The 15,766-nt window shown below is 33.5% G+C and carries 20 protein-coding genes; 6 read left to right on the top strand and 14 right to left on the bottom strand.

Features of this window, described 5'->3' with window-relative positions; all coding sequences use genetic code 11:
* Positions 1-22: 22 nt before the first annotated feature.
* The 3 genes from BUE24_RS13580 to BUE24_RS13570 are packed head-to-tail and all read left to right on the top strand — an operon-like array spanning position 23 to position 3,233.
* On the top strand, positions 23-2,227 hold the full coding sequence (locus BUE24_RS13580) for an ATP-binding protein (RefSeq protein ID WP_073316572.1): 2,205 nt from the start codon (positions 23-25) through the stop codon (positions 2,225-2,227).
* The gene (locus BUE24_RS13575; RefSeq protein WP_073316570.1) at positions 2,220-2,630 is read left to right on the top strand and encodes a response regulator; all 411 of its coding nucleotides are present in this window, start codon (positions 2,220-2,222) and stop codon (positions 2,628-2,630) included. The genes BUE24_RS13580 and BUE24_RS13575 overlap by 8 nt, the downstream gene beginning before the upstream one ends.
* A 9-nt stretch (positions 2,631-2,639) precedes the next feature.
* Positions 2,640-3,233 (top strand): biliverdin-producing heme oxygenase, encoded by a 594-nt coding sequence (locus BUE24_RS13570; protein WP_073316568.1) that lies wholly within the window; start codon positions 2,640-2,642, stop codon positions 3,231-3,233.
* On the opposite strand, the gene BUE24_RS13565 is transcribed toward BUE24_RS13570, so the two are convergent.
* From BUE24_RS13565 to BUE24_RS13535, 8 genes are all read right to left on the bottom strand, one after another.
* Positions 3,230-3,613, bottom strand: coding sequence for a DoxX family protein (locus BUE24_RS13565; RefSeq protein WP_073316566.1), 384 nt, complete (start codon positions 3,611-3,613; stop codon positions 3,230-3,232). The two genes, BUE24_RS13570 and BUE24_RS13565, sit on opposite strands and share 4 nt — an antisense overlap.
* Before the next feature lie 7 nt (positions 3,614-3,620).
* Positions 3,621-3,863, bottom strand: a complete 243-nt coding sequence (locus tag BUE24_RS13560) for a DUF7218 family protein (protein WP_073316564.1) — start codon at positions 3,861-3,863, stop codon at positions 3,621-3,623.
* Positions 3,864-3,901: 38 nt separating this feature from the next.
* Positions 3,902-4,759, bottom strand: a complete 858-nt coding sequence (locus BUE24_RS13555) for a mechanosensitive ion channel family protein (protein WP_073316562.1) — start codon at positions 4,757-4,759, stop codon at positions 3,902-3,904.
* 39 nt (positions 4,760-4,798) lie between these two features.
* The gene (locus tag BUE24_RS13550; RefSeq protein ID WP_073316560.1) at positions 4,799-6,538 is read right to left on the bottom strand and encodes a thiamine pyrophosphate-dependent enzyme; all 1,740 of its coding nucleotides are present in this window, start codon (positions 6,536-6,538) and stop codon (positions 4,799-4,801) included.
* Between the two features lie 15 nt (positions 6,539-6,553).
* Positions 6,554-7,018, bottom strand: a complete 465-nt coding sequence (locus BUE24_RS13545) for a hypothetical protein (RefSeq protein ID WP_073316558.1) — start codon at positions 7,016-7,018, stop codon at positions 6,554-6,556.
* 129 nt (positions 7,019-7,147) lie between these two features.
* Complete coding sequence (locus BUE24_RS13540) at positions 7,148-7,822, bottom strand: head GIN domain-containing protein (protein WP_073316556.1); 675 nt, start codon at positions 7,820-7,822, stop codon at positions 7,148-7,150.
* Between the two features lie 84 nt (positions 7,823-7,906).
* The gene (locus tag BUE24_RS23965; protein WP_170864600.1) at positions 7,907-8,059 is read right to left on the bottom strand and encodes a hypothetical protein; all 153 of its coding nucleotides are present in this window, start codon (positions 8,057-8,059) and stop codon (positions 7,907-7,909) included.
* 23 nt (positions 8,060-8,082) lie between these two features.
* Complete coding sequence (locus tag BUE24_RS13535; RefSeq protein ID WP_073316554.1) at positions 8,083-9,444, bottom strand: NAD-dependent succinate-semialdehyde dehydrogenase; 1,362 nt, start codon at positions 9,442-9,444, stop codon at positions 8,083-8,085.
* A 182-nt stretch (positions 9,445-9,626) separates the two neighbouring features.
* Here BUE24_RS13535 and BUE24_RS13530 point away from each other — a divergent pair, with 182 nt between their 5' ends.
* From BUE24_RS13530 to BUE24_RS24260, 3 genes are read left to right on the top strand one after another with little or no spacing between them, the layout of a single operon-like run.
* Entirely contained in the window at positions 9,627-9,959 is a 333-nt protein-coding gene (locus tag BUE24_RS13530; RefSeq protein WP_073316552.1) for a YtxH domain-containing protein, read from the top strand.
* Positions 9,959-10,306: a hypothetical protein gene (locus BUE24_RS13525; protein ID WP_073316550.1), complete on the top strand. Its 348-nt coding sequence runs from the start codon at positions 9,959-9,961 to the stop codon at positions 10,304-10,306. The genes BUE24_RS13530 and BUE24_RS13525 overlap by 1 nt, the downstream gene beginning before the upstream one ends.
* A gap of 7 nt (positions 10,307-10,313) precedes the next feature.
* The gene (locus BUE24_RS24260) at positions 10,314-10,517 is read left to right on the top strand and encodes a DUF6327 family protein (protein WP_073316549.1); all 204 of its coding nucleotides are present in this window, start codon (positions 10,314-10,316) and stop codon (positions 10,515-10,517) included.
* 1 nt (position 10,518) lies between these two features.
* Here the strand turns inward: BUE24_RS24260 and BUE24_RS13515 are convergent, their stop codons facing one another.
* The 6 genes from BUE24_RS13515 to BUE24_RS13490 all read right to left on the bottom strand — a co-directional run bounded on the left by BUE24_RS13515 (position 10,519) and on the right by BUE24_RS13490 (position 15,584).
* Positions 10,519-11,583 carry a helix-turn-helix domain-containing protein gene (locus BUE24_RS13515; RefSeq protein ID WP_073316547.1) on the bottom strand — a complete coding sequence of 355 codons (1,065 nt, stop codon included), beginning with the start codon at positions 11,581-11,583 and terminating at the stop codon, positions 10,519-10,521.
* A gap of 199 nt (positions 11,584-11,782) precedes the next feature.
* Entirely contained in the window at positions 11,783-12,250 is a 468-nt protein-coding gene (locus BUE24_RS13510) for a hypothetical protein (RefSeq protein WP_073316545.1), read from the bottom strand.
* A gap of 34 nt (positions 12,251-12,284) precedes the next feature.
* Positions 12,285-12,791: a Dps family protein gene (locus tag BUE24_RS13505; RefSeq protein WP_073316544.1), complete on the bottom strand. Its 507-nt coding sequence runs from the start codon at positions 12,789-12,791 to the stop codon at positions 12,285-12,287.
* Positions 12,792-12,949: 158 nt separating this feature from the next.
* Complete coding sequence (locus BUE24_RS13500) at positions 12,950-13,552, bottom strand: DUF2652 domain-containing protein (protein ID WP_073316543.1); 603 nt, start codon at positions 13,550-13,552, stop codon at positions 12,950-12,952.
* A gap of 18 nt (positions 13,553-13,570) precedes the next feature.
* Positions 13,571-14,686 carry a DUF2254 domain-containing protein gene (locus tag BUE24_RS13495; RefSeq protein WP_280174033.1) on the bottom strand — a complete coding sequence of 372 codons (1,116 nt, stop codon included), beginning with the start codon at positions 14,684-14,686 and terminating at the stop codon, positions 13,571-13,573.
* Positions 14,687-14,864: 178 nt separating this feature from the next.
* Positions 14,865-15,584: a flavodoxin family protein gene (locus BUE24_RS13490; RefSeq protein WP_139241998.1), complete on the bottom strand. Its 720-nt coding sequence runs from the start codon at positions 15,582-15,584 to the stop codon at positions 14,865-14,867.
* Between the last annotated feature and the right edge of the window lie 182 nt (positions 15,585-15,766).

Below are 15,766 nucleotides of genomic sequence, written 5' to 3'. Positions count from 1 at the left end.
AACAATACTACAAAATTAATTTATGGAAAGCCCTTCAACATTATATCCAAAAAAAGTCACTCTAACCAATTGTGATAAAGAACCCATTCATTTAATTGGAAACATTCAAGGGTTTGGAGTATTATTGGCTTCGGATCTAAAAACAGATCGTATTGCGTTTTACAGTGAAAACTGTCTCGCCTTTTTTGATAAAACTAAAGAGGAAATAGAAACATTTTCTTTGAATGATTTGATTCCAGAACAATACGTAAATCGCGTCAAAGAAAGCTTAAATACCGATTACAAAATCCATATAAAAGCTACTTTATCTGAAGAAAACTATCTGATTATATCACATCGAAATGATACTCATCTAATTCTGGAAATAGAAAAAGACGAAAATCAAATAGACACATTATTGTTTCAAGAACAACTCACGAATATCATAGAAGTCTTTAGTACAGCTAGCACGCCCCTGGCTATGTGTAATACTGCTGCTGAACTCATTAAAGATATCTTTGACTATGACAGGGTAATGATTTATAAATTTGACCAAGATTGGAACGGTGAGGTCATCGCTGAGCAAAAAGAATCTCATCTCGAAAGTTGGCTGGGCTTACATTATCCTGCATCCGATATACCTCAACAGGCAAGAAAACTCTTTTTGAAGCAAGGAGTGCGAATTATTGAAGATGTTTCTTCAGAACCAATTCCCATTCTACCGGCAAACAGGAAAACGTCTGTTTCATTGGATCTTTCAAAATCAGAATTAAGGAGCGTTTCTCCAATTCATATAGAATATTTAAGGAATATGGGAGTTAAGGCTACCCTTACCGCTGCTATAATTTTTCAAGGAAATCTGTGGGGGCTAATTGCTTGTCATCACTACACCCCTCGTTACTCAAATTATCATCTTAGACTATCTTGTAAATTTATCACACAGGTTTTCGCTACACAACTTGGTCTTCGCAATACAAATTGGTTATTAGAAAAAACCAACCTTTCTAACGAAACCAGATCTTTACTAATTGAACAAATGAGTCAAGATTGGAATATCATTGAGGGACTTACTGCTGGGAAACAAACTTTTTTAGATGTCACAGAAGCAATTGGTGGAGCGATTTATATAGATGGAAAAATTAAAGTCTTGGGGCAAGCTCCAAATAATCATATAATTCATGAAATTATTGAAGTTTGTCATAACCTACAACAATCTGGAATTTACAAAACTAGCAGTCTTAGTATAGATTATAAACAATTTAAATCTATCAAAAAATTTACTTCTGGCGTTCTATGTATGTTCATTTCACCAAAAAAGAAAAATGCTCTAATATGGTTTAAACCAGAAATTATACAAACTGTATCCTGGGGAGGAAATCCAAATAAATCAGTTGTAAAAGATAATAATCAAATTTCCCCACGCAAATCATTCGAGAAATGGTCTGAGGAAAAAGAAGGTTATAGTTTACCATGGCAAGATTACGAAATTGCCGCTGCTATTGCGTTAAAAGATCATATTGCCGAGGTGATCATCGAAAAATATGACAAGATGAAAAATCTAAATGATCAACTAAAAAAAGCTTATAAAGAACTGGAAACATTTAGTTACAGCGTATCACACGATCTTAGATCTCCTCTACGAGGGATTGATGGTTTTGCACAAATTATAAAAGAAGATTATTTTGACAGTCTCGACTCTTACGGTAAACAAGCAGTAAATACTATAATTTCTTCTACACAAAAGATGAATGTTTTAATTGACGATATTTTATCTTTCTCAAGTCTTGGTAAAAAGAGTACTGAATTTAAAGAAGTAAATATGAATATTTTAGTTGAAGAAGTGCTACAATATTTACAAGTTTCAAATTTACATCCAAACACCAAACTCGAAATTAATTATTTACCCCAGATTATTGGAGATAAGACCATGATTTTTCAATTAATGAGTAATTTAATAAGTAATGCCTTCAAATACTCTTCAAAGGCCAAAAATCCAATTGTTGAAATAGGATGTAATGCTTCAAGTTTTTATGTAAAAGACAATGGTATTGGTTTTAACGCCAAGCATGAAGACAGAATCTTTGGTATTTTTAGCAGGTTAGTTAATGATGAATATGAAGGTTCAGGCATTGGTCTTGCTATTGCCAAGAGAGTTATCGAAAAACACAATGGACAAATATGGACAGAGGCTCAACTGGGAAAAGGAGCCAGTTTCTATTTTAATCTAAATACAAACAAAAATGAATAGACCATACATAGTCTCGGTTGAAGACAACCGAACCGATATTGACTTAATGAAACGTGTAGTAGAAAAAGAGATGAAAGATTGTGAAGTAGAGTATGTTGAAGATGGAGAATCCGCAATTCAATTCTTTGAATCTGCTAAATTTAGAGACTACCCCCCAAAATGTATTTTAATGGACATAAAGTTGCCTAAAATGAATGGGTTGGAAGTACTAAATTATCTAAGAAATAAGAAAGGTGTAAAAAATGTTCCAGTGATTATTTTGAGCTCTTCAAATCGATCAGACGAAATTGAAGAAACTTATGCCTTAGGAGGAAACAGCTATATTGAAAAACCAAAAAACTACACTGACCTTAAAGATAAACTACCTAAGATCATCTCCTATTGGTTAACATATAACAAATAATGAAATTAAATGAGTACATCAATATTACAAGTACTGAAACAAGAAACTTCATTGCTACACAAAACTGCAGAAGAAAAAAACCTTGCCAAGTATATCATCGAAAATTCGATCACACTTGAGCAATATATTGCCCTTATCAAACAGAACTATACCTTGTACAAAACCTTGGAAGATCAATTAATCTGTAACAAAGAACTTTTACCTGAACCTTATCAAAAGTTTGTATCTAACAAAAAAAGTGAAGCCTTAAAAAAAGATCTTTCAAACCTTAATGTTTTTTGGGAAGACACAAAATCACTTGCAATAAGTTTTTCTGATAGCTTTGCATCTGTCATAGGTATTATGTATGTCATTGAAGGATCCATGCTCGGCGGACAGGTCATTAAGCATCATATCCAGAAATGCCAATCCTTACAGGGTATTCCAGAGCAGTTTTTTTTTGGAGATGACTCCAAAGCTGTCCGGCTAAGGTGGAATCAATTTTGCGATACGCTCCTTAAAAGCTCATTTACCGAAAGTGAAGTTAGACAATCTGTTTTGTCAGCAAAAAAAACCTTTGAATATTTTATTCGAGTTTTCTCTGAAACCGAAAAAAAAGTTTAGAGAGTTAGATAAATATGAGTGCTCGAAGCAATAACCAAACACATTATCATAAAAATAAATGCTGGGTATGATTTATACAATGCGTCTTTTACCCTAAAATGCATTATAATTGATCCTAACAGTAAAACTGCCAAACCTAAACTAGCTATTTCCTGTACTCTAGGGAACCATATAGAGGCTATTAATAATACTGCTAACGATATTTTAAGAAATCCAACAAAAAAACAAAACCATGTTGGTAAGCCATAGAGATGAAACTCCTCTACAATATTTGTAGCATTACCTCCTCTCCATTTTGTTGCCTTTTTCGGATTAATAACCCAGACATTTAAGATACTTAAACCAACGATAAGCTTTAGCCCGATGAGAATATAATTCATATGCTTATTAATTACTTCGTAATGCGTTTATTAATTCTTTCTTATTCATTTTTGACCTTCCTTCTATTCCTATTTTTTTGGCATGCTGATAGAGTTCTTCTTTAGTTCTCTCTTCATAATTTGATGCCTTGCCTCCTTTTACTCCGCTATTCGGAGTATTAGCAATCCGAGCAGCTTTTTCTTTACCATACCCTTTATCGCGAAGGGCTTCATACTGGTCCTCATTTTTTATTCTAGGTCGATCTCCCATAGTTCTTACAGTTTATATATGTTCTTATTTGTTCTATTTTAAGAAACTCCAATAGTCTTATTACCTTCTCCACGCATATCATACAATTTGATCTCTCTTTGCGGGAAAGGAATAGAAATATTATTCTCCTCTAATCTCTTTTTTGCTTCTTCTATTGTATAAAAGTGAATCGCCCAAAAGTCCTCATTCGATGCCCAATAGCGTAATGAAAGTGTTACAGAGTTGTCTCCCAGAGTAGTTACTACTACCTCTGGCGGGTTATCTTGCAGCACCCCTTGCTGTTCATTGATCAGTTCTAGAAGTAAATCTTTGGCTTTTTTAATATTACTAGAATAGGAAACTCCTATATCAATTTTATTTCTTCTAATCCCTTCAGCGGTATAGTTAATTATATTATCATTAGATAATTTGCCATTAGGAATAATAGCCAATTGATTTCCAAATGTATTTAGTTTTGTAGTAAAAATAGAAATCTCTTTCACCGTACCGGATATGCCTTGGGCCTCTATAAAATCACCTATTTTAAATGGTTTAAAAAATAGGATAAGTACTCCTCCCGCAAAATTTGACAAAGATCCCTGAAGGGCAAGACCAACGGCCAATCCAGCGGCACCCAAAATTGCCACTAGAGATGAAGTTTGAACACCCAACTGGGTAATCACAAGAACAACCAATAGAAGTTTTAGACCAATATTGAATAAATCATATAGAAAGCGTTCAAGCGTTTCATCATAATCCTTTTTCTGAAAGAATTTTTTCAGTCCTCGACTAAATATTCGTATCATCCATAGACCGAGCATAAAGATGATAATTGCAGATAGTACGCTTGGCGTAAAATCCCAAGCCCATTCTAAAAATCGTTCCCAGTTTTCTTTAGTAAGTCCTAGTTTTTCCATGTGTTTTATATTAATTATGTTTATTCTCAAACTAGGAATTTAATCAAAATATGCTTCAATTTCTTGTTTTATATTTTCCCACTGTTCTTTCTCTCCGTTAAAAGCTCTGAGCACTTCTTTGATTTTTGATAATCCAAAACCTTTGGCTTCTTCCCAACCTATTTTAGGAGGTAGGGATAACTCAGCGTTGGTAACAATTGCATCTATTACAAAAGGTTTTGTTGCTCTTTTGGCCATTTCTATAGCCGGAACTATGTCTTTTGCATGAGTTACCTTAATTCCATCACCACCGCATAGTTTTGCATAATCTGAAAAACTAAAATTATCTACTTTAAGTGCTTCCAAATTTGGAGCTAGACCTGCTTCTTCCATTTCAATTTTCACGAATCCCAGTTGCGAATTATTAAATACAATAATTTTTATGGGAAGATTGTATTTCACCGCAGTAGAAAAATCCTGTAATGACATATTAAAAGCACCATCACCTATAAGTCCCCATACCTCGCGATCAGAATATTGTAACTGAGCGCCTATCGCTGCGGGTAGACCAACAGCCATAGAACCGTGGTTAAATGAACCGATCGCTCTCCTATCTGAATGAAAATTCATAAAGTTAGATGCCCAGATAGCCGCGGTTCCTGTATCAATAGCAAAAATTGCATCATCTGATGCAACATCACTGATCTTTTTTGCAAAAATATGCGGATGTAAGGGCTCCATATCGCGCGAAGGATCGGCTTTGGCATCATTAGATTTTTTCCATTTCTTAAACTCTTCTCTCAATTCACTCAAAAAGGAATCATCCTGCTTACTATCGCAAATTAATCCTAACGAGGCCACAGTTGATTTGACATCCCCATGCAACCCTAAATCAATTGGGCAACGATTTCCAATATTTTCTGGCGCTATATCTATTTGAATGATTTTGCTTTTTTCAGGAAGGAAATCTGTGTAGGGAAAATCAGTTCCCAGCATCAGCAGTAAATCACTATCCATAACAGCTTTGTATCCAGAAGGGTTCCCAATTAATCCTGTGAGACCAACAACATTTTCTGTATCATGATCAAAAATATCTGAAGCTCTTAAAGTATGAGTAATGGGCGCTTTTATTAATCTCGATAAATCTAAAACTTCCTTTTTTGCGTTTCTACAACCTGCTCCAGCCAAAATACCAATTTTGTTTGCCGCGTTTATCAACTTGGCAGCCTCACCTAGTTCCTTTTTTAAAGGAATAACTACGCTATTTGATCGAAACACTTTATGAACAAATTGTTGGTTTTCCGCTTTCATTTTTGCAATATCTGCGGGAAGCTCTATTCTACAAACACATTTATGATTAATAGCTATTTTGATCGCTCTTAGGATGACTCTAGGAGCCTCTTCTGGAGAGCGGATGATCGCCTGGTACTCACAAACATCATCAAATATCTTTTTTAAATCTGCTTCTTGATGATAGTTTGTCCCCAAATGTTCAATCGGTATTTGACCTGTAATTGCAACCACGGGAGATTTCTCTTTTTTAGCATTATACAATCCATTGATTAGATGAAGAGCGCCTGGGCCTACAGTACTGGCACAGACTCCAAAGTTATTACTTAGTTCCCCCTGCGCAAAAGCCGCATAAGAACCGTTACCTTCGTGGTTCACACCAACCCATTGTATTTTGTCTTGTTTAGCAATAGCGTCCACTAAGGGATTGAGAGCATCTCCAGCAACGCCAAAGATGTGCCGAACACCTTCTTCCGTCAAAATATTTAGTAATTGTTCCGAAACATTCATTCTTATTTATTTTAATTATGCAGTAAACACCAATTGAGACTCAAAAGACTCCGACCATTTAGAAGCCCTATCAATCGCAGGGATAATAGTTGCAAAAACCTTGAATTGTCTAGAATATACCGAGGTATTATCTTGTAACTTTCCCAATTTTAAGGCCATAGGTGTTTTGATGGTAGTATTTTTTTTCTGTACTTCTTCGGATCTTAAGAGAATAGTTTCTTTACATAAAAAATCATCTTTTCTCTTGTCACATTCAATTCTCAACATCTTAGAATCATCCCAATTTGACAAAAGTACCGGAACGTCTTTTGTACCATGAATATCGAACACGAAAAGATGTAATATGTATTCCATATTTCCTATTACATCCAAGGGATGAAATTCTATTTCCGTATTTACTATGATGTTATTTACCTTTTGGTCATCCACTTCAACATATTCTGGAATTCTATCTATGGTTACTTGTTTTATTTTAGCCATTTGATTTTTTTTACATGATTAAACCTATACTCTGGATCTACTTATTTGATTAGACTATAAAAGGGGATAAAACAATATTCTTCATCCCCCTTCACGCATAATCAATCAAACTAATCTACTCACAACAAATCATTTTCTTATTACAATAGCTCCCCCAAAGGTTTTATCCTCCTTTACGTTTTCTGGGTTACCATATATTTCAATTGTTCCTCCGGCAGTAACATTAGCTTCTACAAATTCATCGCTATGTATAAAAGCTTCGCCTCCTGCAAATACAGTTACATCCGTTTGTTTCGTTTTGAGGTCCTCACCATAATATCGACCTCCAGTTCGTACCACTACGTCTTGATTTGGCACTGTTCCCGAAACATTTATTTTTCCTCCTGATACTGCTTTTACATCTAATTTTCTAGCTTTAACTTCTAACGCTATTTTTGCTCCCTCTTGAACTCGAATGCTGATATATTTTGAGTCAATAATATCCTCGGATGTTATGGTTGCATTTTCATTAGCATCGATTAAATTCAGCTTCTCAGAATGATAAATAGTAACCTTTGTGTCCTTACCGTCTAACATATTATCGATTTCCATTCGAACTTTAAGTCTTCCATCTTTATTAACAATGGCTACCTGATTCACATCATCACCGGTTATCACAGCTTTATTTTGATTTGATCGAATCAAATTGACGCTAATAGCATCATAGACCTTAATTTCATTAAACGTTTCTAATTCTACCGTAGTTTTTTGCGCTATAATTGCCAATGGTGACATTAATAACACCCATATTAATTTCTGTATCATTTATTATTTTTTAATTCAAATTTATTTTTCTTTCCTGTAGGTTTTTATCTCAATACCTAGTTTTATTGATTCATATCGAATGCTCTAAAAAAACTCTAATAAAAATCCTGATGTGATCACTCCTATAATTAAGAGCACTAGCACTAATGCTATAAATTTTGCTCCTAGTTTTGTTTTTTTATTTTTTTGAAAAATATAATCTTGTCTTTCTTCGTCTTTCTCTTTAATAAATTTCATTCTATGTTTTTTTGATTCTACTTCTATTTAACATAAACAGTTTTCTCATTAACGAATGCCAATATTCCCTCTTTGGACAATTCTCTTCCAAATCCAGAATTTTTTGTGCCTCCAAATGGTAATCTAGGATCAGATTTCACCATTTCGTTTATAAAAAAAGCACCATCTTCTACTTCTCCAATTCGTTTTCTAATTGCTTCAATGTCTTGTGTAAAAACCATGATACCCAAGCCAAAATTTGATGTTTTCGCTAATTCAAACGCATGATCCTGACCTTTTGCTTTTGTAACCGCTGCTACTGGTCCAAAAACCTCTTCGTCAAACACAGGCATTCCTGGTTGGACATCTATTAAAATGGTCGGTTCGAAAAAAGCTTTGTCGCGTCTATTACCAAGAAATATTTTTGCTCCCATATCAATAGATGCATCCACTTGGCGTTGCAGTTCTATCGCAAGATCTTCTCTTGCCATGGTACTTATTTCAGTCTTGGGATCAAGAGGTGCTCCAAACTTTAATCGTTTAATTTCTTCTTTAAATTTTTGAAGAAATTCATCATAAATCTCTTCTTCGACAATAAATCGTTTTGCAGCGATACAGCTTTGACCGGTATTTTGCATTCTTGCCCTAACTATGGTTCTAATATGTGTTTCCAGATCAGCATCCTTCTGTATAATACAAGGATTGTTTCCTCCCAACTCTAGAATGACTTTCTTAAGATTTCTTCCTGCTATTTCAGCTACTTTTCGCCCTGCTTTTTCACTACCTGTAAGACTAACTGCCCTTACTATTTTACTTTCTATAATTTGTTCTATTTGTTGATGAGTGGCAATAATAGTTTGAAAACAACCTTTTGGATAGCCTGCCTCTTCGAATATATTCTGTATCGCGAGAGCACAACCAGTTACGTTATTCGCATGTTTTAATAAAATCGTATTGCCTGCGGTCAATGTAGGAACAGCGAAGCGAAATACCTGCCAAAAAGGATAATTCCACGGCATGATCCCTAAAATAGTTCCCAATGGATCCTTACTAATAAAGCTTTCTTGTGCTTCCGTTTGTATTAACTCATCCGCTAAAAAATTAGCAGCATTTACTTTATAAAAATCTATTACCCAAATACACTTTTCGATTTCTGCTATGCTTTCTTTATAGGGTTTCCCCATTTCTTGAGTAATAAGATTAGCATAATCCGTTTTATTTTCCTCTAAAAGAACGCTCAACCTTTCTAATAGCTGGGTACGATAAGATATAGGTTGGAATTTCCAATCAGTAAAAACCCTTTGGGAATGGTTTAAACAATCCTCTAACTTTTCTTTACTGTAAGTTGTAAATTCTTGTAAAACTTCTCCTGTAAAAGGATAGGTAATTATAATTGTATCAGACATGTTGCTTTCCTTTAATTACCCAAAATTATTTAAGTTCCATAATAAAGATTAACCCTTTTCGAATAAATAATAACGCGTTTGAAAAATTCATTTCCGTTAACTTCCCTATGATTTGAGTTAACGTACACCACTGTTTTTCAAGATCTTTGTAATAAATCAAGTTTAACATAAAAACTAAAATAATGAGTAATAATAGTAATACAGTATTAGGCGTTCTTGCAGGAACAGCTATTGGTGCAACGTTAGGTATCTTGTTCGCGCCAGACAAAGGATCAAATACCAGAAAAAAAATAGTAGAAGAAGCATCTGCTACAAGAGATCGTATCGCTGATGAAGCCATTACTTTGAAAGATCAAATGGCCGCTACACTTTCAACAAAAAAAGAAACATTAGATGATCAATTAGAAGCCATTGTTTCTGATGCTAGTCACCAAGCAGAGGATTTAATTACCTCTTTGGAAAAGAAATTGGATAGATTAAAAGCTCGTACTAAAAAACTGCAGAAAACATCATAATGAAAGTTTTAGAATCCATAAATGAAACTTCGAATAAAGCTTTAAGTTGGGGGGAGAGCTATGTTAAGTTTTCACAAAAATATTATAAGCTTAAAGCTTTTCAGCAGTTAACGAAAGCATTTTCTTTTTTAAGCAAGCTTGCCATCATAGGTAGCTTGCTTTTCTTAGGATTGATATTTCTTACCGTTTCAGGAGCAATCTGGTTAAGTCAAATAATAGGTAGTGCTCCATTAGCTTGTTTACTTATGGCAACTGCATTATTTATCTGTACAGCTATAGGATACCTATTTAGAAAACAAATTGACAAAAACATCATTAGAAAAATGTCTAAAGAATTTTTTGACTAAATACATTATGGAAAAAACATACAACTCTTTTAAAGAAATAGAACAAGATCTTCGCAAACTGAATTTACAAAGAAAAATATCTTTTGAGCAAATGAAATTAGTGAAACACGAACTAAAAGAAGATCTACAACCCTATAATTGGGTAATTACCGTATTAAATTCGGTAAAAAAATACGGTATACTATATATAATCAGAAAAATTTTTAAGTAAATCAAGCAACCTCAGCTATTTCCTCTACTGGTAATGCTGCTCTATTTTTGAATTCATTAGGACTGATGTCGTATTTTTCTTTAAATATCTTCGAAAAATAACTCCTACTGCTAAACCCAATGGTATAAACTACTTCAGAAATATTCATTTCTGTAGTTGCTATTAGGTCCCTTGCCGCTTCAAGACGAACATGTCGAATGTATTCGGTTACCGTCTTTGCATATAATAACTTAAAACCTTCTTGAAGTTTTGCCTGGGCCAAACCCGTTTCCAATTCTAATTGTTCCAAAGTATAATCCTTAGCAACATTTTTTATTATTTTCTTGGCCAGATTCCGTATAATTTTTAATTCTCGTTTTAGCAATGTAGTTGGTAAAACTTCCTCTTTTACAGCCCTATCATGTTGTTGAATGTGCATGGATAATATCTGATATACCATACCTTCAATTTGCAATATTCTAATCATTCCCTTTTGTTTTACCTTCCGTAAAGCAGAAATTTTGTCAGCCAATTTCAAATTAAATGTACCAAAGTATGCAAATGCATTTTCATGGTCCTCATCCATGAATACCTCATATAACTTTTGATTTAATTGAGATACATTATTTAACCGTTTCTTTAAATATTTCTTTCTGGCAATCTGAATTACATTTATCTCTAGCTTTATCTCTTTAGGAAGATATCCATAATTGTATCCACCGTCTTTGCTGGTAATAATTACTGATTGAAATTGCTCTAATGATCTAATCTCAGTTTGAAACCCAAAACGATGACCACAATGCCCCTCTAAGCAATATGCAAAATGTATGGGGTTGTATTCTGAAGCATCCATAACCAATACATAATCTTTATGAAATTTGATGTCATATTCCAGTAAGTTAACTCCCCAATCGAAAGTTATAAATTTGATAGAACCATGTGCATTAAGATTATTTACCGTTAAAACATATTCTCCCCATCTTTCTTGTATGGTTCCCCCTATTACTTCTTGAATCTGCCGTACGGTACCTTCTGTACTTTGGGCTGTTATTTTAATTTCTATTGCATTTGGTGCTTCTGAATACATGATGACGAAATTAATTGAAAAACAAAAATGTTATATCAGATTATAAAAATAATAAACAAATGTTAAATTACCATTGGAAAAATCGACAATTATATGTTAAAATACATCTACGTTTTGAAAATATCATATCTAAACTCTACCACCTAAAAAAGACTTCCTTATGGAAGTCTTTTTTAATTGCTGGTATCTGTGCAGAATTTTAAATAGTATCAAATTCATCAATAAAGAAAAAGTCTTTATCCTCATTATTTACAAAATATACTCCTTCTCCAAAAATATATTCTACATACCTATCATCTACCACTACTTTGAATCCTCTATCGGTAGGTTTCAATTCAAAACTATCTTCAGGTTCTTTTGAATATCTAAGAACAATATATTTGTCGTAGTCATCGTACATATCATTATCAACATAAATCAATTTAGTCACCTTTGCTGGAGTAATCTCTCTATCTTGATTTAACTCACCTTTATCTTTCTTGTCCAACTTTAAAGGTGTTGTACTTGTCTTAAAAACGGTTACTTTATAAGGAACTGTTTTACCATCTTTTTTATACTCATAACTTTTTACCGTAGTTGTTTTCATTTTTTGCGAATCGCTTTGAGCGAAAGTAAAGTTGACGGCTAATATTAAAATTGTACTTACTAAAAATTTTATTGTTTTCATTTTTGTGTTTTTTAATTATTACTATTACTTCTAATTAGGCTTTTTCTACCATGCTTGTATCCAGTTGATCTGCGGTATTCTTATACCATGCATTCAACATCCAACTTAATTTTTCCAGTTCTCCAATATAGGCTCCAATCATGTCAATGGTCCCCTCATCCCCTGCTTCTTCCGCATGCGTTAGTACTACTCGCATTTGGATTAATAATTTTTTGTGGTCTTCCAAAAGTTCTTTTACCATTTCGGTATCTTTTAGAAGCGGAGAAACCTCTTCTATAGTAGCTATTTTGATATATTCTTGGAACTGACTTACCGGATGGTGCTGCAATGTTAAGATGCGCTCCGCTATTTCATCAATTTTAACTTTGGCATCATTGTATAACTCTTCAAATTTTTCGTGCAGATCAAAGAAGTTTTTCCCCAAAATATTCCAGTGAAACCCTCTTAATTTTTGATAATATAGATTGTAATCTGCAAGTAGAACATTTAATTCTAGCAATACAGGTAAAAGCTTTTTCTCATTCATATTCAAATAATTCATAGCAATTTTTTAAGATTAATTTTTTATTGAAATCAAACATTAAAACGTGTTTCTTAATGCTCAATACAAAGATATGATGAGCTGCGAGGTGTTCTTTGCTCATTTACTATTTATCTTAACTCTATTGTTAGTTGAAGAAAAAATAAGAGAAAGAGGACTTATTCTATTAACGGTTTCAAATCAATGTAGCTGTAATTTACTTCTCCTATGTGTTGGTATTCGGTTTCTCGATCATGTAGATCACCCCAACCAAAATTACGTTCTATGGTAGTTTCCTTGTATTCGGATAAAAGATCTTCAGAGAGTAAAATGTATTCTTCTATTGGAATTTTATTTTTAAGTAGTCTATGGGCAATAATTACATCCTCCCCCATTAATTTGATGTTTTTACCAATAGGAACAGCTGTTATTTGTTTACCATAATGAAGGACTATTTTTAACCCCAAAATATCAGGTATTTTTTCTCCTCCTGGTACTTTTCTATACTTCTGTTTTAGTTGTTTTAATTGTTTATAAAACTCGGTATAAAACAATCTACATTGATATACCAATTCGGTAAAAGTAGGTAGTAGCCCTGTTCGATAAAACAATATCGCATCTCCCTCTATTTCTGATACACGAAGTTCTAATTTATTTGCATATATAACTTTGTTAAGTAAGGATGGGATGACCTTTGAACTTAATTCAATATCCGTCGAGCTCATAAACTGAGTAAAGCCACTAATATCAGGTATACAAATCAAGGTAGGTTCTGCTTCCATGTTTTAAATTTTATAGAATTATTCTACCAACTCTAAGATACGTTTTAAATCTTTATGATTACCAATATTCGCTTTTAAATCACTTTGTAAAGCCTTTATTTCATCCGATATAGCAGTAATATAATCTGTACAAATATTTTTCGTGTTCCAAACATAAATCAAAGTAGACATAAGTTCGTAGGCTACAGCACAATCCATTTTTGCATATTCTCGTATAGGCTGTACTATTATTCTCATCAACTCTCTTGCCGGAATGTTTTGATGAACTATTAGCATTTCAAGGTCAGAACGTTTTTCCAGGGTTTTTGGTTTAAGTGTGAGTGCTTTTGATAATAATTGCCCAATTTTTGAGATAGCGTTAATCGCTGTCCCTGGATCATTTATTCCCGGGGAAAGTGCTTTTACCACTACTTCTGTTAATTTAATCATTCCACTAATACTACTATCATCCTCGTGAGGATTAGACAAAATATACAATGACAGCTGTAGCGCTTCTATCTCATCAGTTGACAATTCCTCTCGAACCTTCATAATCGGATCATTTTTCCAAACATGCTGATCAGCATATGGAATGATCTCAATAATTTTTTCTTGCTGTTTAAATGAATCTCCTAGAAGAGAAACATCAAAAGATCTATAATATCCGCTTTTACCGCTTTGGATTATTTTCCAATCTTCTGTAGAATTCTCTGGACTTGGTATATCTGCAGATTCTTCCTGTCTTCTCTTTTCAGCATCTAGAAGTTTGTCACTCTTATAAAAAATTTTATCAATGATATTTTGTATTTGTATTGCTTGAGAAATACTATGAATAAAATAGACAAACAAACCAACGCAAAAAGCGCCTAAAATGGCGGATATCATAACAGAAAATCCAACAGCATTTTTGGAAGGCCCATAAGCTCCAAGAGACATTAATACGATGATATTGAATAAAAGCGTACCAATATAAAATCCTAAAATAATTTGATGTCTTTTATTAGAGATAAGTCCAGGTAGTAAACGTGGAGAAAAATTAGTAGACGCCTGATTAAGCACTACCATTACCATAGTAAAGCTAAAAACTGTTAATGATAGAATACCTCCGAATAAAGTGGACAGGATAGTTCTAGCAGTTTCATGATCCTTTACAATTAAAAAAGGTATCTTCTTTTAAAAGCATGAACAACTTCCAAATTTTCTACAAATAAAAGCGTAATGGCTAAGAAAAAAAAAGCTACGCTAATCAACACCGGGTAAAAAGCAATACTATGAAAAATAGTACTTTTTAATTTCTTCAAAAACTTTAGCGCAGCTTTCATATATTCAAGAACTATCTATATTCTGGATTCTCAAAATTCCATCGAGTTCCATCGTCCCAATCATTCCTTGAATTCCCGTAGGAATTATACCCATTATTGGTTTTTAACATCTTTGCTAAATGAAGCATATTGTATGTCATAAAAGTGGTATTTCTATTAGTAAACTCATTATTTTTAGCTCCAGATTCTTTATCCAAGTAACTAGGCCCAGGTCCGGCTTCTCCTATCCATCCACAATCTGCTTGTGGAGGAATACTATAACCTAAGTGCTGTAAAGCGTATAAAATGCCCATGGCACAATGCTTTATACCATCCTCGTTTCCTGTCACCACACATCCACCAACTTTACCGTAATACACATACTGTCCCTTTTGATTGGTTTCTCCACTCATCCCATATAGACGTTCTATAAGCTTGGTTGCAATAGATGATTTCTCACCAAGCCAGATGGGTGTCCCAATAATTAAAATATCTGCGTCTATTACTTTTTGGTATATATCTGGCCATTGATCTTTATCTTTTCCCTGCTCTTTCATATCCGGCATCAGACCATAAGCTATATCATAATCTACCAGTCGTAAATATTCAACAGAAACGTTTTCTGATTTCATTATTTTTATTGATACTTCCATCAACCCTTCGGTATGACTTTGTTCCCCAGAATTTTTCAAAGTACAATTAATGTAAAGTGCTTTCAAATTGGAAAAGCTAGGTCTATTTATATTTTTCATATCAAGATGATTTTGCAGCTTTAAAACTCATCATTTACTACAAGAAAGTTGTGCTTAATTGCTTCGATTATTAACGCTATCCAAAGTTTTTGAGATCTCAAATGATCGATGTGAAATTTATTTGCAAAACAGTTAATCAAAATTGTAAATGCGCACAAAAAAAATAGAGATTGCCCGTAGTT

This window comes from Aquimarina spongiae, from assembly GCF_900141785.1.
Taxonomy (GTDB): domain Bacteria; phylum Bacteroidota; class Bacteroidia; order Flavobacteriales; family Flavobacteriaceae; genus Aquimarina; species Aquimarina spongiae.
This window is presented reverse-complemented; position numbering and strand designations above follow the sequence as displayed.

Coding starts and splice junctions, on each gene's coding strand:
- BUE24_RS13580 (WP_073316572.1), top strand. CDS start 23: ATGGAAAGCCCTTCAACATTATATCCAAAAAAAGTCACTCTAACCAAT.
- BUE24_RS13575 (WP_073316570.1), top strand. CDS start 2,220: ATGAATAGACCATACATAGTCTCGGTTGAAGACAACCGAACCGATATT.
- BUE24_RS13570 (WP_073316568.1), top strand. CDS start 2,640: ATGAGTACATCAATATTACAAGTACTGAAACAAGAAACTTCATTGCTA.
- BUE24_RS13565 (WP_073316566.1), bottom strand. CDS start 3,613: ATGAATTATATTCTCATCGGGCTAAAGCTTATCGTTGGTTTAAGTATC.
- BUE24_RS13560 (WP_073316564.1), bottom strand. CDS start 3,863: ATGGGAGATCGACCTAGAATAAAAAATGAGGACCAGTATGAAGCCCTT.
- BUE24_RS13555 (WP_073316562.1), bottom strand. CDS start 4,759: ATGGAAAAACTAGGACTTACTAAAGAAAACTGGGAACGATTTTTAGAA.
- BUE24_RS13550 (WP_073316560.1), bottom strand. CDS start 6,538: ATGAATGTTTCGGAACAATTACTAAATATTTTGACGGAAGAAGGTGTT.
- BUE24_RS13545 (WP_073316558.1), bottom strand. CDS start 7,018: ATGGCTAAAATAAAACAAGTAACCATAGATAGAATTCCAGAATATGTT.
- BUE24_RS13540 (WP_073316556.1), bottom strand. CDS start 7,822: ATGATACAGAAATTAATATGGGTGTTATTAATGTCACCATTGGCAATT.
- BUE24_RS23965 (WP_170864600.1), bottom strand. CDS start 8,059: ATGAAATTTATTAAAGAGAAAGACGAAGAAAGACAAGATTATATTTTT.
- BUE24_RS13535 (WP_073316554.1), bottom strand. CDS start 9,444: ATGTCTGATACAATTATAATTACCTATCCTTTTACAGGAGAAGTTTTA.
- BUE24_RS13530 (WP_073316552.1), top strand. CDS start 9,627: ATGAGTAATAATAGTAATACAGTATTAGGCGTTCTTGCAGGAACAGCT.
- BUE24_RS13525 (WP_073316550.1), top strand. CDS start 9,959: ATGAAAGTTTTAGAATCCATAAATGAAACTTCGAATAAAGCTTTAAGT.
- BUE24_RS24260 (WP_073316549.1), top strand. CDS start 10,314: ATGGAAAAAACATACAACTCTTTTAAAGAAATAGAACAAGATCTTCGC.
- BUE24_RS13515 (WP_073316547.1), bottom strand. CDS start 11,583: ATGTATTCAGAAGCACCAAATGCAATAGAAATTAAAATAACAGCCCAA.
- BUE24_RS13510 (WP_073316545.1), bottom strand. CDS start 12,250: ATGAAAACAATAAAATTTTTAGTAAGTACAATTTTAATATTAGCCGTC.
- BUE24_RS13505 (WP_073316544.1), bottom strand. CDS start 12,791: ATGAATTATTTGAATATGAATGAGAAAAAGCTTTTACCTGTATTGCTA.
- BUE24_RS13500 (WP_073316543.1), bottom strand. CDS start 13,552: ATGGAAGCAGAACCTACCTTGATTTGTATACCTGATATTAGTGGCTTT.
- BUE24_RS13490 (WP_139241998.1), bottom strand. CDS start 15,584: ATGAAAAATATAAATAGACCTAGCTTTTCCAATTTGAAAGCACTTTAC.